The sequence below is a fragment of the Kitasatospora sp. NPDC058115 genome (assembly GCF_042884635.1).
Classification (GTDB): domain Bacteria; phylum Actinomycetota; class Actinomycetes; order Streptomycetales; family Streptomycetaceae; genus Kitasatospora.
Genome location: NZ_JBHVTL010000016.1, coordinates 56,477 through 81,770, shown reverse-complemented (window position 1 = coordinate 81,770; position 25,294 = coordinate 56,477). Strand labels below are relative to the sequence as shown.

Annotated in this window: 21 protein-coding genes; 8 read left to right on the top strand and 13 right to left on the bottom strand. The window is 75.4% G+C overall.

The features are described from left to right. Nucleotides 1-85: 85 nt before the first annotated feature. The 6 genes from ACFVVL_RS18645 to ACFVVL_RS18620 form a co-directional block, all read right to left on the bottom strand. Nucleotides 86-1,666 (bottom strand): S41 family peptidase, encoded by a 1,581-nt coding sequence (locus ACFVVL_RS18645; RefSeq protein WP_387676466.1) that lies wholly within the window; start codon nucleotides 1,664-1,666, stop codon nucleotides 86-88. After that, the gene (locus ACFVVL_RS18640) at nucleotides 1,663-3,234 is read right to left on the bottom strand and encodes a hypothetical protein (protein WP_387676463.1); all 1,572 of its coding nucleotides are present in this window, start codon (nucleotides 3,232-3,234) and stop codon (nucleotides 1,663-1,665) included. Before ACFVVL_RS18640 ends, ACFVVL_RS18645 begins: the two co-directional genes overlap by 4 nt. Further along, the gene (locus tag ACFVVL_RS18635; protein WP_387676460.1) at nucleotides 3,234-4,004 is read right to left on the bottom strand and encodes a hypothetical protein; all 771 of its coding nucleotides are present in this window, start codon (nucleotides 4,002-4,004) and stop codon (nucleotides 3,234-3,236) included. Before ACFVVL_RS18635 ends, ACFVVL_RS18640 begins: the two co-directional genes overlap by 1 nt. A gap of 716 nt (nucleotides 4,005-4,720) precedes the next feature. Next, a complete protein-coding gene (locus ACFVVL_RS18630) occupies nucleotides 4,721-6,703 on the bottom strand; it encodes a LamG-like jellyroll fold domain-containing protein (protein ID WP_387676457.1) in 1,983 nt (660 codons plus the stop codon). A 109-nt stretch (nucleotides 6,704-6,812) separates the two neighbouring features. Continuing rightward, nucleotides 6,813-7,415 carry a DNA-binding response regulator gene (locus ACFVVL_RS18625; RefSeq protein ID WP_387676454.1) on the bottom strand — a complete coding sequence of 201 codons (603 nt, stop codon included), beginning with the start codon at nucleotides 7,413-7,415 and terminating at the stop codon, nucleotides 6,813-6,815. Then, nucleotides 7,412-8,617 carry a sensor histidine kinase gene (locus tag ACFVVL_RS18620; RefSeq protein WP_387676450.1) on the bottom strand — a complete coding sequence of 402 codons (1,206 nt, stop codon included), beginning with the start codon at nucleotides 8,615-8,617 and terminating at the stop codon, nucleotides 7,412-7,414. The genes ACFVVL_RS18625 and ACFVVL_RS18620 overlap by 4 nt, the downstream gene beginning before the upstream one ends. A 329-nt stretch (nucleotides 8,618-8,946) precedes the next feature. Here ACFVVL_RS18620 and ACFVVL_RS18615 point away from each other — a divergent pair, with 329 nt between their 5' ends. Beyond that, nucleotides 8,947-9,585, top strand: coding sequence for a hypothetical protein (locus ACFVVL_RS18615; protein WP_380287516.1), 639 nt, complete (start codon nucleotides 8,947-8,949; stop codon nucleotides 9,583-9,585). 35 nt (nucleotides 9,586-9,620) lie between these two features. Beyond that, the gene (locus ACFVVL_RS18610; RefSeq protein WP_387676446.1) at nucleotides 9,621-10,238 is read left to right on the top strand and encodes an RICIN domain-containing protein; all 618 of its coding nucleotides are present in this window, start codon (nucleotides 9,621-9,623) and stop codon (nucleotides 10,236-10,238) included. A 122-nt stretch (nucleotides 10,239-10,360) separates the two neighbouring features. Here the strand turns inward: ACFVVL_RS18610 and ACFVVL_RS18605 are convergent, their stop codons facing one another. The 5 genes from ACFVVL_RS18605 to ACFVVL_RS18585 all read right to left on the bottom strand — a co-directional run bounded on the left by ACFVVL_RS18605 (nucleotide 10,361) and on the right by ACFVVL_RS18585 (nucleotide 14,056). Beyond that, nucleotides 10,361-10,828, bottom strand: a complete 468-nt coding sequence (locus ACFVVL_RS18605) for a hypothetical protein (protein WP_380287518.1) — start codon at nucleotides 10,826-10,828, stop codon at nucleotides 10,361-10,363. Nucleotides 10,829-11,155: 327 nt separating this feature from the next. Beyond that, complete coding sequence (locus tag ACFVVL_RS18600) at nucleotides 11,156-12,103, bottom strand: hypothetical protein (RefSeq protein ID WP_387676443.1); 948 nt, start codon at nucleotides 12,101-12,103, stop codon at nucleotides 11,156-11,158. A 2-nt stretch (nucleotides 12,104-12,105) separates the two neighbouring features. Then, complete coding sequence (locus ACFVVL_RS18595; protein WP_380287520.1) at nucleotides 12,106-13,038, bottom strand: ABC transporter ATP-binding protein; 933 nt, start codon at nucleotides 13,036-13,038, stop codon at nucleotides 12,106-12,108. After that, the gene (locus ACFVVL_RS18590) at nucleotides 13,035-13,478 is read right to left on the bottom strand and encodes a septum formation family protein (protein WP_387676440.1); all 444 of its coding nucleotides are present in this window, start codon (nucleotides 13,476-13,478) and stop codon (nucleotides 13,035-13,037) included. The genes ACFVVL_RS18595 and ACFVVL_RS18590 overlap by 4 nt, the downstream gene beginning before the upstream one ends. A gap of 287 nt (nucleotides 13,479-13,765) precedes the next feature. After that, the gene (locus ACFVVL_RS18585; RefSeq protein WP_380287522.1) at nucleotides 13,766-14,056 is read right to left on the bottom strand and encodes a hypothetical protein; all 291 of its coding nucleotides are present in this window, start codon (nucleotides 14,054-14,056) and stop codon (nucleotides 13,766-13,768) included. Nucleotides 14,057-14,568: 512 nt separating this feature from the next. On the opposite strand from ACFVVL_RS18585, the gene ACFVVL_RS18580 reads away from it, so the two are divergent. Further along, on the top strand, nucleotides 14,569-15,690 hold the full coding sequence (locus ACFVVL_RS18580) for a serine hydrolase domain-containing protein (protein ID WP_387676663.1): 1,122 nt from the start codon (nucleotides 14,569-14,571) through the stop codon (nucleotides 15,688-15,690). Nucleotides 15,691-15,742: 52 nt separating this feature from the next. Then, nucleotides 15,743-17,242, top strand: a complete 1,500-nt coding sequence (locus ACFVVL_RS18575) for an alpha/beta hydrolase (RefSeq protein ID WP_387676437.1) — start codon at nucleotides 15,743-15,745, stop codon at nucleotides 17,240-17,242. A gap of 93 nt (nucleotides 17,243-17,335) precedes the next feature. Here the strand turns inward: ACFVVL_RS18575 and ACFVVL_RS18570 are convergent, their stop codons facing one another. Beyond that, nucleotides 17,336-18,595 carry an alpha/beta hydrolase family protein gene (locus tag ACFVVL_RS18570; RefSeq protein WP_387676435.1) on the bottom strand — a complete coding sequence of 420 codons (1,260 nt, stop codon included), beginning with the start codon at nucleotides 18,593-18,595 and terminating at the stop codon, nucleotides 17,336-17,338. A gap of 131 nt (nucleotides 18,596-18,726) precedes the next feature. Between ACFVVL_RS18570 and ACFVVL_RS18565 the strand changes: the two genes are divergently transcribed. From ACFVVL_RS18565 to ACFVVL_RS18555, 3 genes are all read left to right on the top strand, one after another. Then, nucleotides 18,727-19,980, top strand: coding sequence for a sensor histidine kinase (locus tag ACFVVL_RS18565; RefSeq protein WP_387676432.1), 1,254 nt, complete (start codon nucleotides 18,727-18,729; stop codon nucleotides 19,978-19,980). After that, complete coding sequence (locus tag ACFVVL_RS18560) at nucleotides 19,977-20,648, top strand: response regulator (RefSeq protein WP_387676429.1); 672 nt, start codon at nucleotides 19,977-19,979, stop codon at nucleotides 20,646-20,648. The genes ACFVVL_RS18565 and ACFVVL_RS18560 overlap by 4 nt, the downstream gene beginning before the upstream one ends. 113 nt (nucleotides 20,649-20,761) lie before the next feature. Then, nucleotides 20,762-21,076 (top strand): cupin domain-containing protein, encoded by a 315-nt coding sequence (locus ACFVVL_RS18555; RefSeq protein WP_387676426.1) that lies wholly within the window; start codon nucleotides 20,762-20,764, stop codon nucleotides 21,074-21,076. A 254-nt stretch (nucleotides 21,077-21,330) separates the two neighbouring features. Here the strand turns inward: ACFVVL_RS18555 and ACFVVL_RS18550 are convergent, their stop codons facing one another. Next, nucleotides 21,331-21,948, bottom strand: coding sequence for a hypothetical protein (locus ACFVVL_RS18550; RefSeq protein ID WP_387676423.1), 618 nt, complete (start codon nucleotides 21,946-21,948; stop codon nucleotides 21,331-21,333). 567 nt (nucleotides 21,949-22,515) lie between these two features. Here ACFVVL_RS18550 and ACFVVL_RS18545 point away from each other — a divergent pair. Then, on the top strand, nucleotides 22,516-25,263 hold the full coding sequence (locus ACFVVL_RS18545) for an AAA family ATPase (protein ID WP_387676420.1): 2,748 nt from the start codon (nucleotides 22,516-22,518) through the stop codon (nucleotides 25,261-25,263). The last annotated feature ends 31 nt before the right edge of the window (nucleotides 25,264-25,294 follow it).

Sequence of the window (25,294 nt, the reverse complement as noted above, 5' to 3'; positions counted from 1 at the left end):
GGCGCGCGGCGTCAAACCACCCCTTCGGGGAGAAAGCGTCACGCGGACCTGACGATGCCTCAAACAGGCGGAAGGGAATGCCGGTTCAGTGCTTGAGCAGCAGCGCTGCCGCCGCCAGCAGGTCCTGGTTGTGGCCGAGGACGTCGCGCCGGGTCAGCCGGTGCAGCGGGTCCGCGGCCACACCGAAGTCCTCCAGCGGGACACCGGTGTTGCCGCCGGCCCGGGTGGCCCGGCGCAGGGCGACCCGGAATCCGGCTCCGCGCGGCAGCGGCACCAGCAGCTCGGGCAGCCAGACGCCGAGCAGCTCGTACGTCCACACGTTGGCGCCGCCCGCGCCGGTGGTCGCGGCGGTGCCGAGGACCGGTCCCAGCCCGTTGTCCGCGAAGCCGGCGGCGAAGATGTCCGCCGCCGAGTAGGTGAGGGCGTCGACGATCAGCACCGTGGGCCCCGGGTAGCGCGGCAGTCCCTCGGCGACCGCGTCCGGGTCGGTGAGCGGGAACCCCTGCGAGTACGGCTCGCCGCTCTCCACCGCGTCGCGGATCGACGGCGCCCACGGACGGAAGGCCGGGTTGGCGCGGGCCAGCGCCAGCGCGGTGCGGGTGGTCGGCAGGGAGAACCGGACCGGCGTGACCGGGCCCGTGCCCAGCACCCGCAGGGCGGCCTCGGCGGCCAGGATGTTCCCGCCCGGATTGCCGCGGACGTCGACGACCAGGCCGTCGGCCGGCGCGCCCGCCGCGAGCGCCGCCACCCGCTCGGCGAACCGCCGCGCGCTCGCCACGTTGAACGAGTAGATCCGCAGGTAGCCGTACGGGCGGCGGCCGCGCGTCCTGCGGTACGCGAGGACGTCCCGGGGCGCCCGGGCGGCCGAGCGGCGGGCCGGGGCCGGGGCGAACAGCGCGCGTTTGGCCTGGCGGGCGGCCTCGTTGCCGGCGTCGATGCCGAGGTGGGTGACGAGCGTGGGCACCGGGTCCTGGTCCCGCCCGTTGTGCCGGCCGGCGGAGCGCACCCGCCACGGCACCCGGGTCTCGCGCAGCCGCCCGCCGGGGGTGCGGTAGGTGAGCAGGACCCAGCGCTCGTCCGGCGGGGGAGCGGTCCGCAGCGGGCGCAGTGTCAGCGACTCCAGCCCGCGCGCCAGCCGGGCGTCGGGACTGCAGCCCACCTGGGCGGCCGCGCTGCGTTCGACGGCCCGCTCGACCGGGACCCCGTTCCACAGCTCCAGCTCGACGCCCGCGTCGAAGTCCGCGTGCCGCAGCGAGTCGTCGATCCGGGAGACCGGGTAGTGCGGCGTGCCGTCCTCGTCGTGGTAGCACTCCACCAGGAAGCCGAGCACGGCGACCTGTCCCCGGTACGGGGAGGGCAGCTGGTAGACGGTGTGCAGATCGCGCAGGTCCCGGAAGACGGCGGCCAGTTCGGCGTGGAACTGCAACTCGCTGAGGGCGGGTACCCGGCGCTCCAGCAGCCGCAGCCGCTGCACCGGGTCGGTGGCGTAGCGGGCCCGTTTGAGCGGGAGGTGGACGTACAGCTCCTCGACCAGGACGCGGGCGGCGGTCAGCAGGCGGTAGCGGTCGGCGAGCGGCAGCGGGTCGGCGGCGGCCCCGGCGAGGAAGGCGTCGAGCCCGGTGGAGTCCGGCAGGGCGCGGGCCGGGGCGGTGAGCCGCGGGCTCACGGGTAGCGGGCCTTCAGGCGTTGCAGCTCCGGGATCCCGCTGCGGTCGACGGCCGCGAAGAAGGCGGCGTCGTGGGTCAGCGCGTCCGGCTCCGGGACGACCAGGCCGGCCGGGACGTCGTCGGTGCCGGCCAGGGCGGCCGCCTCGCCCTCGGGCATGTCGCCGAAGAGCGCGAGCGGCGCGTCGGGGTCGTCGAGCGGGCCGCCCCACGCCGCCAGCGCGTCCTGGGCGTCGCGCCAGGCGGCCTGCGGGTCCCGGCGGACCTTCGCCAGCGCCCGTCCGACGGCCGGCCAGTCGAGCCCGTCCAGGGCCACCCGGCGGCGCAGCCCGGGCGCGGGCTCGATCGCGCTGCCGGTGCCCGCCCCCGCGGCGGTCATCAGCGCCGCTGTGCCGTAGCGCGGCCGGCCGCGGGCGACCACCAGCAGGACGTGACGCTCGGTCGCGTCGACGAGGGTGCGGTAGACGTCCTTGCCGGGGTCGGGGCGGTCGAGCACCAGCAGGTCGGCGGCGCTGCCGGCCGCCAGCCGCCCCACCTGCGGTCCCCAGGCGGTCGCCAGCGCGTCGCCGGGGTTCGCGGTGACCAGGTCGCACAGGCTCCGGTCGTCGAAGTGGCCGGCCAGCTCGTGCTGGTTGAGGCCGTCGGCCACCTTGAGCTCGCCCAGCACGTGCTTGGTCCCCGACGGCGACCAGTCGGAGCCGAGCGCGATCCGCAGGCCCTGCGCCCGCGCCGCGACGACGTCCGTCGTCTCGCGGTAGAGCCAGAGGTTGGAGAACGGCGACCACACGACGGTGCCCCGCTCGGCGGGGTCGGCCGCCGCCACGGCGCCCTGCCAGGCCGCGAACTCGGCGGCGGTGAGCGCGGTGCCGTGCACGCAGACCAGGCCCGGCTTCAGGCACGGCGCGAGGTCGGCGAACTCGCGGTGGACGTGCGAGACCGGCTTCGCCGGGTCCGGCTCCGCGGCGCGCCGCCCCTCCGCGACGTGGTAGATCAGCACCCGGGTGCCGTCGAGCTTCGGCGCCGTCTCCTCGCGCAGCACGTCGGCGTCCTGCTGGAGCGCGGAGGTCAGCACCGTGTCCCGCCCCGCCGGGAGCTTCTCGGTGTCGACGATCCGCAGCAGCCCGCCGTCGAGCGGGCGGGTGGAGCGCGGCGCGCCCTGGACCGAGGTGGTGCCGCCGACCAGCGCCTTCACCTCGACGTACGCGAGCAGCGCCTCGGGCGCGGCGTGGCCGAGCACCTTGGCGGGCCAGGTGACGGTGGTCGCGTAGTCGGGCGCGTGCCGCTCGTCGACCCAGCGGTCGTGGTGCAGGTACGGCACGCCGACCGCCTCCCAGAGCGGCAGGGTGTGGTACTGGAGGTGGCCGTGCAGGTCGACCAGACCGGGCAGCACGAGGGCGCCGGTGGCCGTGAGGTCGACGACCGGGGCGGCGGCGAACCCGACGGGCGGCGGCCGGTCGGCCGGCAGCACCGCGTCCAGCCGGCCGTCGTCGCCGACGTACACCGCGCCGGGGTCGAGGACGGTGTGCCCGGCGTCGAAGGTGACCACGGTGCCGCGCAGGACGAGCGCCATCAGTCCCGCGCCTTCCAGACCAGCGTGTGCCCGTCGTCGGGCGACGGGCGGCTCACCGAGCTCGGCTGCCCCGTCCCCTTGGCGCGCACCCAGGCGTCGTCCCCCAGGAACGCCGGCACGCCGAACGGCAGATCGCGGCGCGGGATCGGGCGGTAGTCGCTCTCCTCGAACGTGTCACCGTAGTTGGGCCCGGTGTTGTCGCCGTCCTCGTCCGGCCCGACCACGACGCGCAGCGTCGTGACGGCCGCGCGCCAGCCGTCCAGCAGCGCCACCGGGTCGTGGCTCGACGGGTGCGGCACCTTCACCAGCACCGCCTGCTGCGGGCGGCCGTCCCAGAGCCGCACGGCCTCCTGCGCCATGAACCCCATCGCGACGACGGCTTGCAGGGCGGGGCCCACGGCCGTGCTGAACACCTCGTTGCGCCACTGGAGTTGGGCGTCGTCGCCGAGCCGCTCCTTCATCGCCTCGGCCTGTGCGGGGTGCACCGCGTACGCCCAGCCGTTGAGGCAGACGTAGGAGCGGGTCAGTCCCAGCTTCCCCAGGAAGCCCTGCACCCGCTGCCCGGCGTCGCCGACCAGGGTGCGGCCGGCGATCCGCTCGGTCGGCCCCGGATCCGAGGCCACCACCAGCACCCGGGCCGAGCCGTCGAGCCGCCCCCGGTAGAAGACCGGCCCCCAGTCGAACCAGAACGCCTGCTCGTCGGGCGGATCGGGCACTCGCGCGAACAGCTCCGCGAACGCGTCCGCCGGCCCCCGGTCGAACTCGGCCATCGCCCACCACCTCCTCAGCGACGGCCTCACGGGCCGTTGTGGTGTCCCTCCCAATGCACCACACCGCCCCCGGCCCCGCAAACGGGCCCGCCCGCCCCCCGGCGGGCGCGAGGACGACCCGCCCGGGGCCGGCCCTCGCCACCGGCGAGCCGCCCCGTGATCGCCACCCCGAACGCACCCACCGCCCCCCACGCTCCGGCCTCGGCCGCCCAGCACCGGCGGGGCAGGCGGAGGCCGTCGGCTCCGGGGCGGCGGTTCCGCTGCGCGTCGACCCGTGTCGTGGGTGGGTGTGCGGGTTCGGGGCCTCCGGGGGGCGGGTGGTGGCGTCGGGCGGTCATGAACTCGCCGATGCGATGCGGGGGCCGTCTGGTGAGGTGGAGGCCGTCGGCTCCGGGGCGGCGGTTCCGCTGCGCGTCGACCCGCGCTGTGGGCGGGTGTGTGGCCCGGTACCGCTGGGGCGGGCCGATGGCATCGGTTCCGGGGCGGCGGTCCCGCTGCGCCGCGCCGTCTCGCGCTGTGGGCGGGCGAGTGGGTTCAGGGCTTCCCGAGGGCGCGCAGGGGCGTCGGGCGGTCATGAACTCGCCGATGCGACGCAGGGGCCGTCTGACGAGGCGGAGGCCGTCGGCTCCCGGGTGGTGTGCGGGGCCGGCGGTCCCCGTGAGCCGCCCCCGGGGTGGTGCGTGGGTCCGGCACCTCCCGGAGGCGGGGCGGCGGGGTCAGGTGGTCATGAACTCGCGGGGGCGCAGGGGGCGCCTCGTGATGCGGACGTCGCCGATGTGGCCGTGGAAGACCTTGTCCAGCAGCCCCGCGTAGGAGTAGCCGCCCAGCATCCACGGGCGGCCGAGGGTGGTGAGGCCCACGGCGGGGGTGGACGGGTTGCGGGCGACCTCGCAGCCGTCCACGTACATCCGGCTGAGCTTGCCGTCGTTGACCACCGCGACGTGCCACCAGGTGTCCAGGGGCAGCTGGTGGCCCCAGCAGGTGGAGGCGCCGGTCTGGTTGAGGGGGTAGACGCACCACTGCAGGGCGGGGGCCTCGGAGAGGCTGAGCGTCACCACGGGCTCCTCGGGGTCCGTGCCGGGGCCGCTCCGGCCGGCCTCGCCCGCCATGCCCCAGCGGCTAAGCAGGGCCGACCAGCGGCTCTGTCCGGAGTCCCAGTCGGCGGGCAGCTTGCAGAACGCCTCGACGGTGAAGCCGCGTTCGAAGGTCTCGCGGTTCAGCGGAGCGGTGGGCACGGTCTCCAGGTAGGTGCCGCGCAGCGGTGAGCGGGCGCCCCTGAACAGCAGGCTGCCGTGGCCCGGCTGGTCGGGGTGGTGGTCGGCGGACCAGGTGAGCGCGTCGTCGAGGGTGCCGGGGGCGCTGCGCCGGAGCAGGTCGTTGCCCTGGCCCGTGAGGTCCTTGACGACCTGCTGCGGCGGGACCGCCGTGCCGTCGCGGCCGCCGTCGTCGAAGCGCCAGTACGCCACGGTGTCCCGCACCAGCAGCTCGGCGGGGCGGCGGGCCGGGCGCGGGGGGACGGGCGCGAAGCCGGCGAAGCGCCGGTCGAAGTCGATCGCGAGCGAGAAGCGGTCCACCTCCGAGGTGAGCTCGACCTGCTGCGCCGCCAGCGGGTTGCGCTCCTCGGCCGCGATCTCCTGGATCCACGGGGAGAAAGTGGAGACGTCGACGGTGTTGCGGTCGAGGTCGAAGCGGTACGCCCGGATCATCGCGGCGCCGCCGTAGTAGCGGTCCTGGTAGTTGGTGATGTGGACGTGGACGTCGTGGCCGGCCCGGTTCTTCAGCACGGTGCGCCCGGGCGGCCAGTAGTGGCCGTTGACGGTGAGGAAGATCTGGTCGTTGCCGCTGATCAGCCGGTCCCAGAGCTTGTGGCCGTAGTCGGACAGCTCGGCCCGCCCGGCGGCGTCGGCGTACGCCAGCTCGTGGGTGGTCAGGATCACCGGGACCTTCGGGTTGGCGGCGATCACCGCGTTGGCCCACGCGAAGCCGGCGTCCGAGAGCCGCCAGTCCAGCGAGAGCAGCATCCACGGGCGGCCGCCCGCCGTGAAGACGTGGCAGGTGTTGTACCCGTCCGGGCTGGAGCTGTGGTAGCCGGAGGTGCGGGCGGCCCGGGCCTTGCCGAAGGTCTCCAGGTACGGGGTGCTGCCGCGCCGGTCGTCGGTCGAGGAGCGGACGTCGTGGTTGCCGGCGAGTACGCCGTAGGCCGCGCCGGCGTCGTCCAGCAGTCCGAACACCTTGCTGACAGCGGCGTACTCGACGGCCAGCCCGTTCTCGGTGACGTCGCCGAGGTGGGCCAGGAAGACGATGTTGTCGTCCGTGCCGTCCTCCCGGTTGACGCCGCCGTCGAGCACGTAGCGGATCGAGGCCTCCACGGGCGCCGGGTGGATCCGGTCCTGGTCGAAGAGGTACTGGGTGTCCGGCATGACGACGACGGTGAACCGCCGGGCGTCCGGGTCCGGCTGCCAGCGCCCCTTCTTCGCCTTCCCGCGCGCCGCGCCGCCGCCGCCCTCGGCCGGGGCGGAACCGGCCGCCTGCGCGGGCTCCGCGCCGAGCAGTCCGAGCCCCGCCGTCCCGATCCCGGCGCCCAGCAGGCCGGCCCCGCGCAGGAACCGTCGCCGGCCGGCCGCGGCCGGACCGTCCCCGTCGAGATCGGCGGTCCGCGGGCACTCGCAGGCGTGCCCGGACTCGTGGATGTCGTGCATGTTCGCTCCCGAAGTGGTGTGGGCCCCGACGGTAGGGAGCGGGTCTGGTCGGAGATCATCGTCGGAGCCACGCGCCGCTGAACAGCGGCCGAACCCGGCGCGGCGAGGATCAGATCCACCCCTCTTCCCAGGCCCGGCGCGCCGCCTCGTGGCGGGTGCGGACGGCGAGCTTGGTGATGGCACCGGAGAGGTAGTTGCGGACGGTGCCGGGGGCGAGGTGGTGCTGGGCGGCGAGGTCGCCGATGGCCTGGCCGCGGTGGACGCCGCGCAGGACGTCGAGCTCGCGCGGGGTGAGCGGACAGGAGGTCTCGGTGAGGGCGTAGGTGGCGAGCCGGTGGTCGATGTAGCGCCCGCCGGCGTGCACGTCGCGCAGGATCTCGGCCAGCCGGTCGGCGGGAGTGGTCTTGGGGACGAAGCCCTGGACGCCCGCGGCCAGCGCGCGGCGCAGCACGCCGGGCCGGGCGTGGCGGGTGACCAGGACGGTGGGGACGGGGCGGTGACGGCGGATCGCCTGGGCGGCCGAGATGCCGTCGAGGCGGGGCATCTCCAGGTCCAGCAGGGCGATGTCGACCGGGTGCCGGGCGGCGGCCTCGACCGCGGCGGAGCCGTCGCGGGCCTGGGCGACGACGGTCAGGTCGGGTTCGAGGCCGAGGAGTGCGGCGAGCGCGCCGCGGGTGAGGTCCTCGTCGTCGGCGAGCAGGATGCGGATCACGAGGGGACCTTCCCGCGGGCGTGGCCGGTCAGTTCGAAGTGACCGCCCGGATGGGTGGCGGCGCGGACGCGCCCGCCGAGGGTGTGGAAGCGTTCCCGCAGTCCGGCCAGGCCGCTGCCGGGTTCCGCGGGGCCCGACGGGGCGCCGTCGTTGCGCAGCAGGACGCGGGCCTCACCCGCGCCGGTGGTGATGGTGATCCGGCAGTGGCGGGCCCGGCTGTGGCGCAGGATGTTGGTGACGCCCTCGCGGACCAGGGCGGCGAAGGCCGGCTGGAGCTGGTGGGGGATGCCGGCGGCCTCGCCGTCGACGGTGGTCCGGATCCCGGCGGCCTCCAGGATCTCCACGGCGTTGGCCAGTTCGGTACTCAGGCTGGCGCGCCGGTAGCCGTGGACCACGGCCCGGGACTCGTCGAGCGCGGCGCGGGCCAGGTCGGTCATCTCCCGCACGTGCGTGCGCGCCTCGTGGTCGCTGCGGCCGATCAGCTTCTCGGCCAGTTCGCCCTTGAGCGTGATGACCTGGAGCCGGTGGCCCTGGACGTCGTGCAGATCGGCGGCGAACCGCAGCCGCTCCTCGGCCACGGCCAGCGAGGCCGTGGTCTCGCGGACCTGTTCGGCCTCGCGCACCGCCCACCAGAGCCGGACCAGCATCAACTCCCCGCCGGCGATGAACAGCACCATTCCCGCGCCGATCACCCCCTGCTGCCCGGGCAGCAGGCCGGGGAGCTGGTGACGCCACTGCGTCACCGCCTCACCCAGCACTCCGCAGCCCACCGCGACCGCCGCCACCAGCCGCCGGCGCGCCCGGGAGGACAGCGACAGAGCCATCGCCGCCACCGTGGCCCCCGGCAGCATGGCCCAGTCGATCGCGGTATGCGGACGGTCCGCCATGTCGCCCCACACCGCGATCGCCGCGACCAGCAGCAGGTGGTTCCACCGCCCGCCGGCGACGGCGGAGCCGTGGAGCGGGGCCCGGCCCGCGCGGCCGTCCCGGACCGCCTGGCGGATCAGCCGGGTGTGCTGGACCGCGATGGCCACGAACACCGGAGGGGCGGCCAGGACCATGCGTCCGGGATACGGGTTGACCGCGAGATCGTGCGCGGCCAGGACCAGCCACGCGGGGCCCAGGGCGAGCAGCAGCCAGGAGGTCAGGCGGCCCAGACGCCCCGGATCGGCCGCCCCGGACCCCATGATTGAGGTGATCATCGAACGCCACCCTAGGGTCCGCCGCGGCCCGTTGTCTGTTGCCGAACCAGCCAAACGCATGACAACTGTCATACGCCGTCCGTGACTCGGCCCGGCCGGCCGGTGGCACCGGCCACTACTGGCGGGTGCCGCGCCCCGGCGAGACTCTTCACCACCCGGACCGCACCGGTCCCGGGAAGCCCCGCGGTCCGCCCGGACCGCGGCGGCCACCGCGCTCCGGGCGCGTACCGGCCGTCGGCCGGCGTCGAACCCCGTCCCACCTGCACGAGGCGTGCGCGCATCCGTCGACGCGCGCCTCCTCCCTGCATCCGCAACCGCTGGAGGAACACGTGAACACCACCCGCAGGACCCGCCGGCGCACCCTGGCCGCCTCGGTCGGCACCGCCGTGGCCGTGGGTCTGTCGGCCTTCGCCGCGGCCCCGGCCGCCCACGCTGACACCCTCCCGGCCCTCTGCAACCCCGCCGTGGACCGCACCACCACGGAGCCCTTCAACCTGCAGATCACGCCCGTCGTCACCGACTTCCTGATCTACAACGTCACCCCGGGCACCGTCGGACAGCACACCGACACCCTGAGCCGGGTCACCTCGGTGAGCACCACGGTCGACAACAGGACCGAGATCAGCGCCAGTGCGAGCGCGTTGTTCGCCAAGGTCGAGGTCAAGGTCGGCTTCTCGGTCCAGAAGACCACCTCCAGCACCACCAGCCAGACCGTCAGCGACACCTGGACGCTCAACACGCCCGGGCGGTACGGCCTCTACCGCGGCACCAGGGTCGTCACCGGCCAGTACGTCAACCGCGTCTGTGCCCAGACCGGCGCCACCACCGGCATCTGGGTCACCACGTCGGCGAGCCCCGGGAGCTTCACCACCTACGAGTCCCCGGAGATCGGCTCCGTCGGCTGCGCCCCCGTCCAGCCGGCCGGCACCGTGCGCCGGGCCGCCCAGCTCCTCATCAGCAGCTGCTGACCGCCCCCACCGACCCCATGACCACGGAGGACACCGTGACGAACCAGCCGCACCGCACCGCCTCCCGCCGGGGCCCGGCGCTGCGCGCCCTCGGCGCCGCCGCCCTCGCCTCGCTGGCCGGCCTCACCCTGCTCGCGGGCCCCGCGTCGGCCGCGCCCCAGGGGCTCGCGTCGACCGAGTGGCACGGCTACGTCTGCGACGACGGCTTCTACCGGATCAGGACGCCGTTCGGGAAGCTGGTGGAGCGGAACCCGAACAGCCCCTGGGGGCAGGCCGTCCAGAACTCCGACACCGGCGGCTACAACCAGCAGTGGAAGCTGTGCCACTACAACGCCGACAACCAGTACCTGATCCTGCGCAACCGGTCGAACGAGAACACCTGCCTGGGCGTCTGGAAGCAGAACCCGAACGACGCGTCCGAAGGGCTGGCCGACGGCGCCAACCTGAACGTCTTCGACTGCTCGGGGTACATCCACGCCAACCAGGCCTTCCAGTTCCTGTTCCCCACGCCCGGCTCCAACGAGGTGCTGATCATCCTGCGGCACAGCGGCAGCTTCGCCGCCGTCGCCGACCCGGCCGGCTCCACGGGTTCGGCCGTGGCGCAGTACACCTACCGGGCGAGCCTGTTCACGCTGGAGCACCTCGCCGCGTGACGACGGCGGGCCGCCGGGCCGGGGCAGACGCCCCGCGCCCGTGTGCGGGGCCGCGGCCGGGGCGGAGCGGCCCGGGGCCGGGAGCCGTGCGGCTCCCGGCCCCGGGTTCACGGCTGCCCGGTTCAGCAGGGGATGGGGGTGCTCACGGAGACCGGCGACGGGTACCAGCCGAACTTGGACACGCTGAAGGTGCCGCTGACGACGTTGTTGCACGGGACGGTGCTGCTCGGGCCGTTGACGGTGACCGTGCTCGCGAGGAAGTTCACGCCCTGGTTGACGGTGCCGAGCGAGGCGCCGCCGACGACCTGGCCGGAGATCGTGGTGGAGAGCTGCTGCGGCTGCGGCGGGAAGTCGGGGGACGGCGGGCCGGCCAGGGCGACGCGGCCGAGGAACTGGACATTGGTGCCGTTGACGGCGGCACAGACCTGGGTCATCAGACCGGCCTGCAGCGACCAGGCGCTACAGGTCTCGAAGGTCGCGGTCGTGGTCGAGGTACTGGTGGTCGCGGCCTGGGCGGGCGCGGCCATCAGCGTGCCGGCGGCGGCCGTGGTGGCCGCGAGCAGGGTCAGACCCTTCAGCGAACGGTTCATGGCGAGGTACTCCTTCACTCGGTGTGGTGTCCGCCCGGGGGTGTGCTCTCGGGGCGGTAGTGCTATTTCACATGTGAAACCTCACGTGTGCAATGGCATGAGTGTGTATGAGCTTCGAATGTCAGATGGATTCTTGGCATTTGGAATGGTGTGTCAGGCTGGAAAATGACCTTGGATGGCTAGATCGCATCGTGTCGGTCGGAGCCCGCCGAGGGGGACGTCGGCCGACGGGCGCCGGCCCCGGTGCACCGCCCGGAGCCGGGGCGGTGCACCGGGGCGGCGGACGCCCGCGGCGCGGGGCGCTCGGGCGCTCGGGCGTTCAGGCGCTCAGCGGACCTCGCGTCTGCGGACCAGGAGCCAGGCCACGGCCAGCAGCACCACGGCGAGGGCCGTGACGGCGAGCGCGGCCGGCCAGGGCGCGAGGACCGCCGAGGCGTCCTCGCACAGGCCGTCGGCGGTGCACGTCGCCGGAGCGGGCGGCTTCAGCTCGGTCGCGGAGGGGATCAGCACGGTCAGCGTCCAGGGCCGCAGGGCCGTCAGGCTGTTGCGGACGACGGCCTCCGCGAACAGGACGTAGACGAAGACCGTGGCGAAGGGGACGACGGCGCTGCGTGCCGCCCATCCGAACGAGGTGCCGAGCGCGCCGAGGGCGGCCACGACCAGGGTTCCGCGCAGCGCGGCCTGGAGGATGTCCGCGAGCCAGGCGGCGGTGACGCCGTCGGCGGTTCCACGGGTGGCCGCGGTCACGAGTGCGGCGCCGCCCACGATCGCCAGCACCACCACGGACAGCAGCACACCGGCCAGGGCGATGACGGCCACCCGGGCGACCAGCAGCCGGTGCCGGCGCGGTTCGGCGAGGATCCAGACGTTCGCCGAGCGGCTCTGCCAGTCCGCGCCGCCGAGGGAGGCCCCCAGGATGAACAGGATGCAGGCGGTCACCGAGGTGGCGACGGTCAGGTCGTCGGGCAGCGCGTCGGTCAGCAGGTAGCGCGGGTCGGTGTAGAACTGGTCCGGGTCGACCAGGGACGCGTCCACGCCCATCCGGGCTATCAGATCACCGCGCCGGCGCTCGGCCGCCGCGTGCGCGGCCGCCAGGTCCGTGTTGTGCGTGAGCCACAGGAAGCAGCCGTAGCAGAGGGCCAGCAACGGCGCGATCACGGCGGTGATTCCGAAGACCCTGGCGCTGCGCAGCCATTGGACGGAAACCGAGAGGAGTCGGCCGGCCGACGGCGCGCCGCGGACGACCGCCGGGGAGGGGGGGCTCGGGTGGGTCATCGTCATGCTCCGCTTTCCGGCTTCGTCCCGTCACCGGAAACGCTGGCGAGGAACAGTTCTTCGAGACTCGGGCGGTGCCGCCGGACTTCCAGCGGCGTCTGCCCGGCGTGGACGAGGGCCTCGACGGCCTTCTCCACGGGAATGCCCCGGACGTCCAGGACACCGGCCTCGCCGGCTTCGACGGCCTCGGCGGTCGCGCCGGAATTCCGCAGGACGCCCGCTCCGGAGTCCGGGTCGGAGCAGGTGATCAGCGCCCGGTCGGCCTGCGGGGTGATGAGCTCGTCGACGCGGCCCGCCAGGAGGGTCCGGCCGGCCTCCACGACGACGACGCTGTCGCACACCAGCTGCGCCTCGGAGAGCAGATGGGAGGAGAGGATCACGGTGCGCCCCTCGTCCCTGAGCTGCCCGAGCAGGGAACGGAGCCAGCGGATGCCCTGGGGGTCGAGGCCGTTGGCGGGCTCGTCGAGGACGACCAGGGCGGGGTCGTGCACCAGGGCGAGGGCGATGCCCAGCCGCTGGCGCATTCCCAGGGAGTAGCCCGTGACGGCCTCGTCCGCCCGGCCGGCCAGGCCCACGAGCTCCAGGGTGGCGTCCACCCGGCTCCGGGGCAGGCCCGCCAGCGCGGTCACCTGGTGCAGGAAGTGGCGGGCGGTCAGCCCCCGCGGTACCGGCGAGGCCTCGATCAGCGCTCCCACCGAGCAGGAGATCTCCGGCAGTTGGTGCGGCACCGTCCGGCCGAGCACCGTGATCGTCCCGCTGTCGGCGCGGGTCATGCCGAGCAGGCAGCGCAGGGCCGTGGTCTTGCCGCTGCCGTTCGGGCCGAGCAGGCCCAGGACCTCGCCCGCCCGCGCCGTCATGCCGAGGCCGTCGAGGGCCGCCCGTCGGCGCCTGCCGCGGCCGTAGAACTTGGTGAGCCCGTGGAGTTCGACCGTCATCCAGTCGCTCCGGCGCCCGCGGTCTGCGCCTGCGCGTCGAAGAGCGGGGCGCCGAGGAGCCGGCGGTCCCCGCTGAAGACCGCGCACACCACCCGCCGCTCGCCGGAGTTCCAGGCCTCCTCTCCCACCGGCGTGACCGGGAACAGGCTCAGGCGTCCGGTGGGGCGCTTGTCCTTGAAGGCGGCCTTGGCGAGCTTGTCGCCGCAGAAGGGCACCAGCGTCTTGACCATCGTGTCCTGCTTGCCCGGGTAGGCCCCGCCGGGCGGCAGGTAGGTGAGGGCGGGGGAGAGGACCTCGTACATGTGGGGGGTGTCGCACGGCACGGTGGCGACGTCCTTGCCGTCCTTGAGCTCCTCGCCCGAGAAGCACTGGCCGGGCTTGAGGTCGTACCAGGCGACGATCTGCGGTTCCGCGGTGGCGGTGGCGGTGGCGTAGGGCATCGTGTCGGCCACCGGTGCCGCGGCCTGTTCCGAGTCCCCTCCCGAGCAGGCGGACAGCGCCGCCACGAGGAGCCCCGATGCACAGACGAGAACTCCACGGTGGCTCTTTTTCAAAAGATTCACAACTCACCCCACTTGACGACCTGGCCGCACCGGAAGAAGGTCCGGGGCGCAGGGTGGTCGTTTCGCCCCTGCGCCCCGAACCTTTCACACCCTAGGTGATTCGGGGCCTGCCGGCAGGCGTTTCGCCGTCATATCCCGAATCGTTCACGCTCCATCGGAAGCGACTAGCACTGCTTGATGCCGTAGAAGGTGTCCCAGGTGTCGCCGTCGCTGCCGCCGTCGTTGTCGGCGTACCAGTACCAGATCTTGCTGGAGTCGATCGCGCCGACGTAGTGCCGCCCGGTGTTGTGGCTGTGGCCCTGGGCCTGGCTCGGAGGCTCGGCGCCGGCGCCCTTGTTGATCGTGATGGTGGTCGCGTTGCAGGCGGTGCTCGCCGACGCGGTGGGGGCCGCGACGAGGACGCCGCCGGCCGCCATGCCGACCGCCAGGAGCACGCCCGAGGCCTTGAGCTTCATTCCCATAGTTTCCCCTCGAATTGACTCGGAACTCGTATCGCGATCGCGATGGTCGGAACGTTAACTATCGATGTCGGGGGAAGTAAAGCGATTACCAACTCTGGAATTTCGATCACGATCAGATTTATCCGAAGAATCCGGAACTCTTTGACCAATCATTACCAGGCCGCACGTATCGGACGTGACAAAACGGTCAGCCGTCCCACCGGTCCCTGGTGTTACCCGCCGAGCGGAGACAATCGGCCACGGCGACGGTTTCCGGACTTTCGGTGGTGGGCCCGGCGGTGACGCGCGGGTGCGGAGTCCGCCGCGACCCGGCCCGCGCCGGCCTGCGGGCCGGACCACGTGCCCGGACCGCGTACGCCCGCAGGACGACGCGGTGCGGGCCCTGGGGATCATGCCCGGGGGGCCGTGCTCGTCCGGGGAGCTGACGACGGTGCGCCGGGCCCGGTGATGTCGTGGGAGGACGCCGAACCGAGAGGAACCCCGTGAAGCCGCAGCCCTTCCGCCTGATGACGATCGCCGTCGTCGCCGGGACCCTGGCCGTCACCGCCCCGTCCGCCGTCGCCGCCCCGTCCGCCGCGGGCGCCCCCCGGCCGGACGCCGTCCGGCAGAGGCTCGACGCGCTGGTGGCGGAGGACGGTGCGCCGGGGGCGCTCGGGACCGTCCGGTTCGCGGACGGCCGGACCCGCAGCTACACCGCCGGGGTGGGCGATGTGCGCACCGGCGAGCGGGTGCCCCGGGACGGGCAGGTGCGGATCGGCAGCAACACCAAGACGTTCACCGCCGTCGTCGTGCTCCAGCTCGTCGGCGAGGAGAGGATCGAGCTCGACGCGCCGGTGGAGCGGTACCTGCCGGGCGTCGTGCGCGGCGAGCGCATCGACGGCAACGCCATCACCGTTCGCCAACTCCTCCAGCACACCAGCGGGTTGCCCAACTACACCCGCTACCTCGGCGACGACGTCCGCCGCTACCGCCCGCGCGAGCTGGTCGACATCGCGCTGCGCCACCCGGCCGACTTCGCGCCCGGCGAGTCGTGGGCGTACAGCAACACCAACTACGTGCTGGCCGGCCTGATCGTCCAGGAGGTCACCCACCGCCCCCTCGCGGACGAGATCGACCGGCGCGTCGTCCGCCGCCTCGGCCTGCGGCACACCTACTTCCCGGCGCCCGGCGACGCGACGATCCGCGAGGCCCACCCGCACGGCTACTACCGGGAGACGGCGGACGGGCCGCTGACCGACATCACGGAGATGGACCCGTCCTGGGCCTGGGCGGCCGGGCAGTTGGTGTCCACGGCCGCGGACCTCAACCGGTTCTTCGGCGCCCTGGTGGACGGCGAGCTGCTCCGGCCCGAGCAGCTCGCCGAGATGCAGCGGACCGTCGACGCCGGGGAGCCCTTCGCCCCGGGCACCGGCTACGGGCTGGGTCTGGTGAGGACGCCGCTGTCCTGCGGGGGCGTCCACTGGGGCCACGGCGGCAGCATCCCGGGGTACGAGACGCGCGGCGGCGCCACCGCGGACGGGCGCGCCGCGAACATCACCATCACCGTGCAACCGGGCGACGTGGCGACGGCGCGGCACCTGGAGGCCGCCGTGGACGCCGCCCTGTGCGCGGCCGGGCAGGCGAAGTAGTACCCCCGAAGGAGGACGACACCCTGCGGGGTCGTCCCTATGGTCCAGACCTATGAGATTACGAGGACCACTGAGAACCGCCGGCGCCGCCCTCGCCCTGCTGCTCGCCGCGGCCGGTACCGGGGTGGCGGAGGCCGCCCCGCAGGAGCGGCCCCGGCCGCCGGTCTGGACGGACTGCCCCGCCGACCCGTCCGGGGCGCCGGTGGACCCGCGGCTGCGGTGCACCACCGTGCGGGTGCCGCTGGACTACCGGGACCCCGGCGGGCGGACCATCGAGATCGCCGTCTCGAAGCTCGCGACCGCCGCGCCGGGGTCACGGCGCGGCATCCTGGTGCACAACGCCGGCGGGCCCGGGATGGCCAGCCTGCACCTGCCCACCGCCCAGGAGCCCGGCTACCCGAAGGACGTGCTGGACCAGTACGACCTGGTGAGCTTCGACCCGCGCGGGGTCGGCCGCAGCGCGCCGGTGAGCTGCGGCCGGACGGCCGCCGAGGTGCCCTACGAACTGGTCTTCCCGTTCCCGGCCCCCGACGGCTCGATCGCCCCGAACGTGCGCTTCGCCCGTGACCTGGCGCGCGACTGCCTGGCCCGCAACGGCGAGTGGATCCGTCACCTCACCACCGCCAACACGGCACGGGACATGGACCGCATCCGGGCGGCCCTCGGCGAGCCGCGGATCTCCTACCGCGCCGCGTCGTACGGCACCTACCTGGGCGCGGTCTACGCCGAGCTGTTCCCCGGCCGCACGGACCGCTTCGTGCTGGACGGCAACGTCAGCCCCAACGTCACCTGGCAGGACCGGCTGGCCACCTGGGACGCGGCGAGCGAGCTGCGCTTCGCGGACTTCGCCGCCTGGGCGGCCGAGCGCGACACCACCCTGCGGTTCGGCGCCACCCCGGCGGCCGTGCGCGCCAACTACTTCGCCCTGGCGGCGAAGCTGGACCGCGCGCCGGTGAACCACCCGGTGGCCGGGCCGGTCAACGGCAACCTCTGGCGCACGCTCTACCGCCTGGACTCCTACCACACCGCGCTGTTCCAGGAGATCGCCGACTGGTGGCGCTACCTCGCCGACGACGGCGCCGGACCGGTGCCGTACTGGTGGCTGGCGAAGGGCACCCCGGGCATCCCGGACGACAACGACGTGGCCGCACTGGTCGCGGTGCTCTGCGGCGACACCCCGGCGCCGCGCGACCTCGGCCGGTACCAGCGGAACGTCACCGCGAGCCGGCAGCGCAACCCGGTCCTGAACGGCATGGGCGCCAACGTCTGGCCCTGCGCCTTCTGGCCGGCCCCGGTGGAGCCCGCGGTCCGGGTCACCGACCGGGGTCCCGCCAACATCCTGCTGCTGCAGACCGAACGGGACCCGGCCACCCCGCTGGTCGGCGCGCTGGGCATGCGGGCGGCGCTCGGCAAGCGGGCCCGGATGGTCACCGTGGACGGCGGCAACCACGGTGCGTACGACCGGTCGGTCCCGTCCTGCGCGGTCGACGCCGCCGACCGGTTCCTGGCGACCGGGGTGCTGCCGGCCCGCGACCTGTCCTGCCGCGCGTAAGCGCCGGAGGCCCGCCGGGGCCCGCCGGTACGGAGACGTCCGTACCGGCGGGCACCCGTCGCGCCGACCGTCGCGGGGGCGGGCCGCCGGGGGTCAGCGGATCAGCCGGACCTCCGGGTGGGCGGGGGAGGGCGCGGTGAACAGGGGCGTCGGGCGGTGGCGCAGGTGGAGGTCGAAGAAGGCGGCCAGATAGGCGCGTTGGGCGGCGACGGCGCGGGCCGGGTCGATCGTGCCGAGCAGGTGGTCGACCTCGTCGGCGGGCCAGGGCAGGACGGGCCGGGCGGCGGTCAGCAGCACCTCCAGGTCGGCGAAGCTGCCGTGCCCGGAGCCCTCCAGCAGGATCTGGCGGCGCCAGGAGGACAGGCGCGGCCACAGCGCGTCCCACATGGCGTCGCGCACCGGGCGGACGTCCGCGGCGCCGAACAGCAGCAGCGGCCGGTCCAGGCCGTCGGTGGCCACGGTGCCGAACACCGGGCCGTCGAGGGAGGCGCCGGCCAGCACGCGCGGGTCGTCGTGCAGCGTCTGGACGGCCGTCGCGCCGCCCATCGAGTGGCCGGCCACGCCGACGGCGGTCAGGTCGAGGGCCGCGCCGAGGCCGGGCGGGAGGGGGCGTCGCTCGGCGTCGGGGTTGCCGCCCGCGGCGAGTTCGGTGAGGCGGTCGAGCACGAAGCGGGTGTCCGCCGTCCGGTGGGCGACGATCTCCTCGTCCGTCATGGCGAACACGGCGGGTTTGTTGCGCACCTCCAACCGGCCGTCCGGGAAGGCGACTTCGCCCGCGTCGAAGGTGTGGTCGAGGACGGCCACCGCATAGCCGCGGGAGGCGAGGTCCTCGGCGGCGAGGGTGGCGAAGGAGCGGTCGGCGCGCGAGCCGGGGGAGTAGAGGACCACCGGGTGGCGGGAGGTGCGGTCGGCGGGCGCGTCGAGGCGGGAACGGGTGGTGGGCCAGGCGAGTTGCCCGGGGGCGACGCCGAGGTAGTCGGCCTCCAGGTGGGCCTGTTCGGCCGGTCCCGTCCAGGGCGCGAGCCGGTGGGCGGGCGCGCCGCAGGCGGCGGCCGGGTACCAGAGCTGCGCCATCAGTTCGCGCGGACGCGGGGTGGGCGCCCAGCGGTCGGGGCGCTGCGGGTCGACGAGGTGGAGGCTGGTGGTGCCGACCGGCAGCGGGCCGGTCGGCGCCGGGAGGGTGAGCGGGACCGGGGCGGTGCTGGTGCTGCTCACGGTGCTGGTGCTGCTCACGGTGCTGGTGCTGCTCACGGTGGTGGCCGCCGCGGCGGTGGGGGCGGTCGCGGCGAGGGCGCCGGTGGCGAGCAGGACGGCGAGCGCGGCGGCGGCCGGCCGGTGACGGTGGTGCGGCATCCGGGAGTTCCTTCGCGTCAGGGGGTGGTCTCCCGCCCACCGTGGCGCCCGGACCGGGCCCGGCGCGTCCCGCCGCGGGCGTACGACCGTGGTCGGATGCCGGTCCGTCCGCCCGTGGCTAGCCTGGCCGGGTGCAGAACGACCAGTGCCTCGCGCCCGTCCCGTGGACGAAACGGCTGGCGCCGGTGCACCGGGCGTGGACGGACCCGCTCGCCGCACTGGCCGGCACGGCCGTGACCGCCGCCCGGGTGCTCGGCGCCGCCCGGGACTTCGACCCGCACGGGCGCGGCAACCCGCCGCCGGACGGCCCCGCCGCGGTGGCCGTGGCGCTGCTCGCCACCGCGCTGCTCGGCCTGGCCCTGGCCGCCCGGCGGCGGCACCCGGCCGGGGCGTGCGGGCTCGCCGCGCTCGCCTGGGCGGGCACGGTGGCGGGCTGCCGGCAGCCGGCGATCGGGCTGGTCGTCGGGTTCTGGGCGGTGACGGCCGGGGTGCTGGTGGCGTACACGGCGGCGGCCCGGGACCGGCGGACCGCGCGGACGGCGCTCGGCGCGGCCGTCCTCGGCTGGGCGGTCACCCTGGCCGCGCCCGGCGAGGTGGGCGGCAACCTGCTGCTCGCGGTGATCGGGCAGACGGCCGGCTGGGCGGCGGGGGACGCGGTGCGCCGCCACCGTGCGCACAGCGCCGCGCTCGCCGCCCGGGCGGCGGCCCTGGAGCGTGCCGCCCGCTCGGAGGAACGGCTGCGCCTCGCACGTGAGTTGCACGATGTGGTGGCGCACAGCCTGGGCGTGGTGAGCGTCCAGGCGGGCTTCGGGCGGTACGCGCTGGAGCGCGCCGCGCAGCAGGACGGCCCGGCCGGCACCGCGCTCGCGGCGATCCGGGCGGTGAGTGCGGAGGCGCTGCGCGAGACCCGGGCGCTGCTGGCCGTGCTGCGCGAGGACACCGGGCCGGGGGCGCCGCCCGCCCCCGTGCCCGGTCTGACGGCGGCGGACCTGACGCGGCTGGCGGAGCGGACGGGCGCCGCGGGCGTCGCCGTGCGGCTGCGGATCCGCGGCCGGGAACGCGCCCTGCCGCCCGGCGTCGGCCTGTCCGGCCACCGGGTGGTGCAGGAGGCGCTCGCCAATGTGGTCCGCCACTCGGGCGCGGCCCTGGCTCGGGTGGAAGTGGAGTACCGGGACGGCGGGTTGTGGCTGGAGGTCACGGACGACGGCCCCGCCGACGGCCGCCCCCGCGCCGTCGTACCGGCGCCGTCCGGCGGCACCGGCCTGGCCGGGATGCGCGAGCGGGTCGCCCCGTACGGCGGCTGGTGCGAGGCCGGACCGACGCCGGCCGGAGGGTTCCGCGTCACGGCGGTCCTGCCGCTGGACGACGCGGCGGTCCGCTCGTGACGATCCGCGTGGTGGTCGCCGACGACCAGGCCCTGGTGCGGGCCGGGTTCGCCGGGATCCTGCGCCTGGCGCCCGGCTTCGCGGTGGCGGGCGAGGCGGCCGACGGCGCCCAGGCCGTCGAACTCGCCCGGCGGGAGCGGCCGGACGTCGTCCTGATGGACATCCGGATGCCGGGCCTGGACGGCATCGAGGCCACCCGCCGGATCACCGCCGGGCCGTCCGGCAGCCGGGTGCTGATCCTCAGCACCTTCGAACTCGACGACTACGTGCGCGCAGCGCTGCACGCCGGGGCCGGCGGCTTCCTGCTCAAGGACGCGGAACCGGCCGAACTCCTTGCCGCCACCCGGGCGGTGGCGGCCGGGGAGGCGGCGCTCGCGCCCAGCATCACCCGCCGGCTGATCGCCGGACTGCTCGCCGGCGCACCGGCCGCCGCCCCGGCGGACCCGGCCCGCACCCGGGCCCGCGAGGCCGTCGCCGTCCTCACCCCCCGGGAGCGCGAGGTCCTCGCCCTGGTCGGCGACGGCCTCACCAATCCGGAGATCGCCGCCGTTCTGCGCATCACCGAGGGGACCGCCAAGACCCACATCGGCCGCCTGCTCCACAAGCTCGCCGCCCGCGACCGAGTGCGCCTGGCCGTCCTCGCCCACCACGCGGGTCTCTCGCGCTGACCGCCGCGGGCGCGGCCGCGGCCGTGAGATTTTGCCGAACGGTCGACCAATCGGCCCGCGGACCCGGGTAGCGTCCAGCTCCGTTCCCCGTCGAAACCGCCGAGAGGTGTGCCATGAACCCGGTCGATCTGTACGAGGCGGCGTCCGCGCTGCCGACGCCGTGGAACTCCCGTGCGCTGGGGCGGGTGGGGACGGCCGTCGTGAAGGTCCTGCGGATGGACGGGCGGCCGCTTCCGCCCGAGGTGCACGAGGCGGCGGAGCTGTTGCTCGTCCTCGACGGGAAGCTCGAACTGCTCGTCGAGGGTGTCGAGCTGACGGTCGGCCCGGGCGAGCTCCACCGGGTGGCCGCAGGGGCCCGGCACGCCGTGCGGCCGGGCAGCACGGGGACCCTGGTCGTGGTGGAGGAGTCCGACCGGGCCGGGGCTTAGGACCGGCCTTCGAGCCCCGGCCTGCCGGGCGGCGAGCCCTCAGTCCTTCGGTCGGGAGGTGCCCTGCCTCCGTCTTGCGGTGTACGGGTTGGACGGCGGGGGCTTGAAGGCGGGCCCCGGCCGGGGTGGCGGTGTGCGGGCGCCGCTTCGGCAGGGGGCCCGGCTTCACCGGGCGCGCCGGGGCGGACACGGGTCGGGGCCGGTCGCGGGGGGAGATCGCGACCGGCCCCGGCTGTCGGGGGAGACGGGCGGGCTCAGCGGAGCCAGGCGTGGTCGCGGACGACCGGGAGGGCGGCCCAGCGGCGGGCGAGGCCCCAGGTGCGGCCGGCACCGGTGACGGCGAGGGCGATGAGCAGCAGGGCGTAGACGACGTGGTAGTCGAGCAGTGGGTTGGTCGACCCGCTCGCGGTGCCGTCGGCGAGGTGCCGGGCGGGCGGCCACTCGGCGGCCCACATCAGGGCGAGCAGGACGGTCCCGCCGGCGGCGGCGATCCGCAGGGCGACGCCTCCGGCCAGGGCGAGCCCGATGCCCAGCAGGCCGAGCATGAACAGCCAGTCCGCCCAGGCCTGGCCGGCCATGGCGTGGAAGGTCCCGCGGAGCGGGCCGACGGCGACGTGGGAGAGGAAGCCCTTGGCCGGCGACGCGCCGTCGATCCAGGCGCGGCCGTCGGTGGTGGAGTAGCCGAGGCCGAAGGTCTTGTCGGCGAAGGCCCAGAGGAACACGGCGCCGAGGGCGATCCGGGCGGTGGCGAGCGCGGCGCCGCCCGCGGTGACCCGGGCCGGGACGGCGGCGGCGGACGCGGAGGCGGTGCGGTGCAGGTGGGTGCGGGGGGCGCGGGCGCTGCGGGCGGCGGAGGCGTGCTGAACGGCCATGGCGGGGCTCCTCGGTGGGGGTGGGTCCTCGGGCGGGACCGGTGCGGTCCGACGGGCGTCGGGCCGGCCGTGCGGCGGAGCGGCGGTGCGGTTCATCTGCGGTACAGCCTGCCGCGCCCGCACCGGGCGGGTCTGCGGGCCGTTGGTCCCGGTGGGCCGAACAAGGGTCCCGACAGGTCGGTCCTGGTTGCGAACTCCCCGTGCGTGGACCGACCGCCGGGCTGGTTCGACAAGTGAACCGACAAGCGTGCGGAGGCCGTCCACGGGCGCCGAGCGACCGCGGGTCCATGGCCGGCTTCCGCGGCCGGGCCACCGGCGCCGGGAACGCCCCGATGGGGCCGAGCCTCGCCTTCGAGCCGGGCCGCAGGGCGGCCTGCTGCCCCGCCGTCCGCCCGGCCGGCGAGAAGGAGTACGCCGAGCGTCGGTTCCCCCACGAACCGGTGAAGGAGGCCGGTGGCGGATGGTCCGCCCCGGCACCCGGAGCAGCGGCGACGGGCGGAACGGGCCGCGACAGGGGATAACCTTGGGTGCCCGGAGGCGGGCCGACCGACCCAAGAGGAAAGCAGCGTGGCGCACGACAGGCAGGACCCGGCCCTGATCGGACGGCAGCGCGAGACCGGCCTGCTGGCCGCTGCCCTGGACCGGGCCGGCACCCGCGCGGGCGGGGCCACGGTGCTGCTGCGCGGCGACGCGGGCGTCGGCAAGAGCACCCTGCTCGCCTGGACCGAACGCGCCGCACGCGATCGCGGCTTCACCGTGCTGCGCGCCACCGGCACGGAGGCCGAGACCGACCTCGCCTTCGGCGCCCTGCACCAGGCCCTCTGGTCGCTGCTCCAGCGCTCCGGCGCGCTCTCCGCCCACCAGCGGGACGCCCTGGAGAGCGCGTTCGGCGCCCGCTCCGGCACCCCGAGCGGCTTCGCCGTCGGCGCCGCCGCCCTCGCCCTGCTCGACGACGCGGTCCGCACCGCCCCGGTCCTGCTGGTCCTGGACGACCTGCACTGGATCGACTCCTCCAGCGCCACCGTCTTCGGCTTCCTGCACCGGCGCTGCGCCGAACTGCCGGTGGTGATCCTCGGCGCCACCCGCCCGGACGGCCAGGCCGCCCAGGCCTGGGCCGCCGAGCCCGTCGACGTCCGGGCGCTGCCCCGGGCGGACGCCGCCGCGCTGCTCGGCAGCCGCTACCCCGAGCTGGCCGTCGGCACCCGCGACCGGGTGCTCGCGGAGGCGGACGGCAACCCGCTGGCCCTGGTGGAGCTGCCCCGCCAGCTCGCCGCCGCCCAGCAGCGCGGGGTCGCCCCGTTGCCCGACCGGCTGCCGCTGGGGCGCCGGCTGGAGCGGATGTTCGCCGAGCGGCTGGACGCGATGACCCCGGAGGTCGGCCGGCTGCTGCTGCTCGGTGCCCTGGCCACCGGCCCGGACCTCAGCAGCGGCAGCTGGCTGCGCGCCCTCCCGGACGGCACGGCGGGGGAGACCCTGGAGCGGATCGAGGCGGACGGCCTGGCCCGGCTCGACGCCACCGGGCAGCTGGTGTTCCGCCACCCCCTGGCCCGCACCGCCGTGCTCTCCGCGGCCTCCGACACCGCCCGCCGCGAGGCCCACCGGGTGCTGGCCGGCACCCTCGCGCCGGGCGACCCCCGGCGGCTGAACCACGAGGCCGCCGCCGCGCTGCTGCCCGACGGCGACCTCGCGCACCGCCTGGAGACGGCCGGCCTCGACCTCGCCCGGCGCGGCGGCCACGCCGAGGGCGCGCTGCTGGTCGAACGCGCCGCCGTGCTCAGCCCCGACCCCCGCGACCGCGTCCACCGGCTCACCCGGGCCGCCGTGATGGCCGCCCACGGCGGGCAGCTGCGGCACACCGCCGCCCTGGTGGAGGAGCTCAAGACCGCGGCCGTCCCGCCGGACGTCGCTCCGCTGTTCGCCTACGCGGTGGTCTACGCCGACCAGAGCCACCACGTCGACTTCGCGTCCTCGGCCGCCCTGCTGCCGGGCGCCCTCGACACCCTGACCGCCCCGGAGGCCGACACCTCCGGCGGGCTGACCGAACAGGTCTTCTTCAAACTCCTGCTGGCCGCCACCTACACCGACGACCCCTGGGCCTGGCAGGCGCTGCACCGGCACCGCGACGCCGTCTCCGAGGTGGGCCGGATCTGCCTGCGGGCCTGGACCGAGCCGGGCCCGGGCATCGCCGACGAGCTGCGCGCGGTGGCCGCCGACCTGACCGAGGAGCAGGAGGCCGGCGCGGCCTGGCTGCTGCTCTGGACCAGCTCCGCCCTCGACTGCCCCGAGATCGACCTGTGGCGGCGCTTCACCGGGCTGCACGGCTACGCCAGCGAGGGTTCGGTCGCGAAGGCCAAGTGTCACCAGGACTTCCTGCTCGGCGACTGGGACCGGGCCGAGGACTGCCGGCGCGAGGCGGAGATCGCCGACGAGCTCGGCTACCGCACCAACGCCCTGCTGTTCCGCCAGTACCACGCCGCCTTCCTGGCCGGCCGCGGCGACGAGGCCGGGCTGGAGGCGCTCGACCGGGCCGTGCGGCCCACCGCCACCCGCGCCCGGATGCGCTCCGTGCTCGACCGGATGACCCATCTGCGCGGGCTGGCCGCGCTCGCCCACCAGCGCCACGAGGAGGCGTACACGCACTTCTGCGAGCTCCTCCCGCCGGGCCGTCTGCCCGGCGGCCGGCCCTGGCACCACGCCCTGGTCTTCGACCTGGTCGCCGCCGCCGTGCACACCGGCCGCCGCGACGAGGCGGCGGCCCACCTCGCGGCCGCCCGGGCGGCCCGCTCCGCCGATCTCTCCGGCCGGCACGCCTTCCTGGTCGCGGCCGCCGCCGCGGTGGCCGCCGAGGACGACGACGCCGAGGACGCCTACCGCGCCGCGTTCGAGGTGCCCGGCGCCGAGCGGTGGGCCTTCGACCTCGCCCGGCTGCGGCTCGCCCACGGCTCCTGGCTGCGCCGTCGCCACCGCCCGGGAGCCCGCGAGGCGCTGCGGGTGGCCCACCACGTGTTCCGCCGGCTGCAGGCCGGACCCTGGGCGGCCCAGTGCGAGGCGGAGCTGCGCGCCGCGGGCGACCAGGTGGTCCCGCCGCAGCGCGGTCCGTCCACCGCCCCGTCCGCCCCCGCCCTGCTGACCGGCCAGGAGCTGCGGATCGCCCGGCTCGCCGCGACCGGCCTCACCAACAAGGAGATCGGCCAGCGCCTCCAGCTGTCGCCGCGCACGGTCGCCGCGCACCTCTACAAGATCTTCCCCAAGCTCGGCATCACCTCCCGGGCCGCCCTCGCCCACGCCCTCGCCCAGAGCGCCGCACCGCGCTGACCCGCCCGTCGCCCGGGCCGCCGTCGAGGAC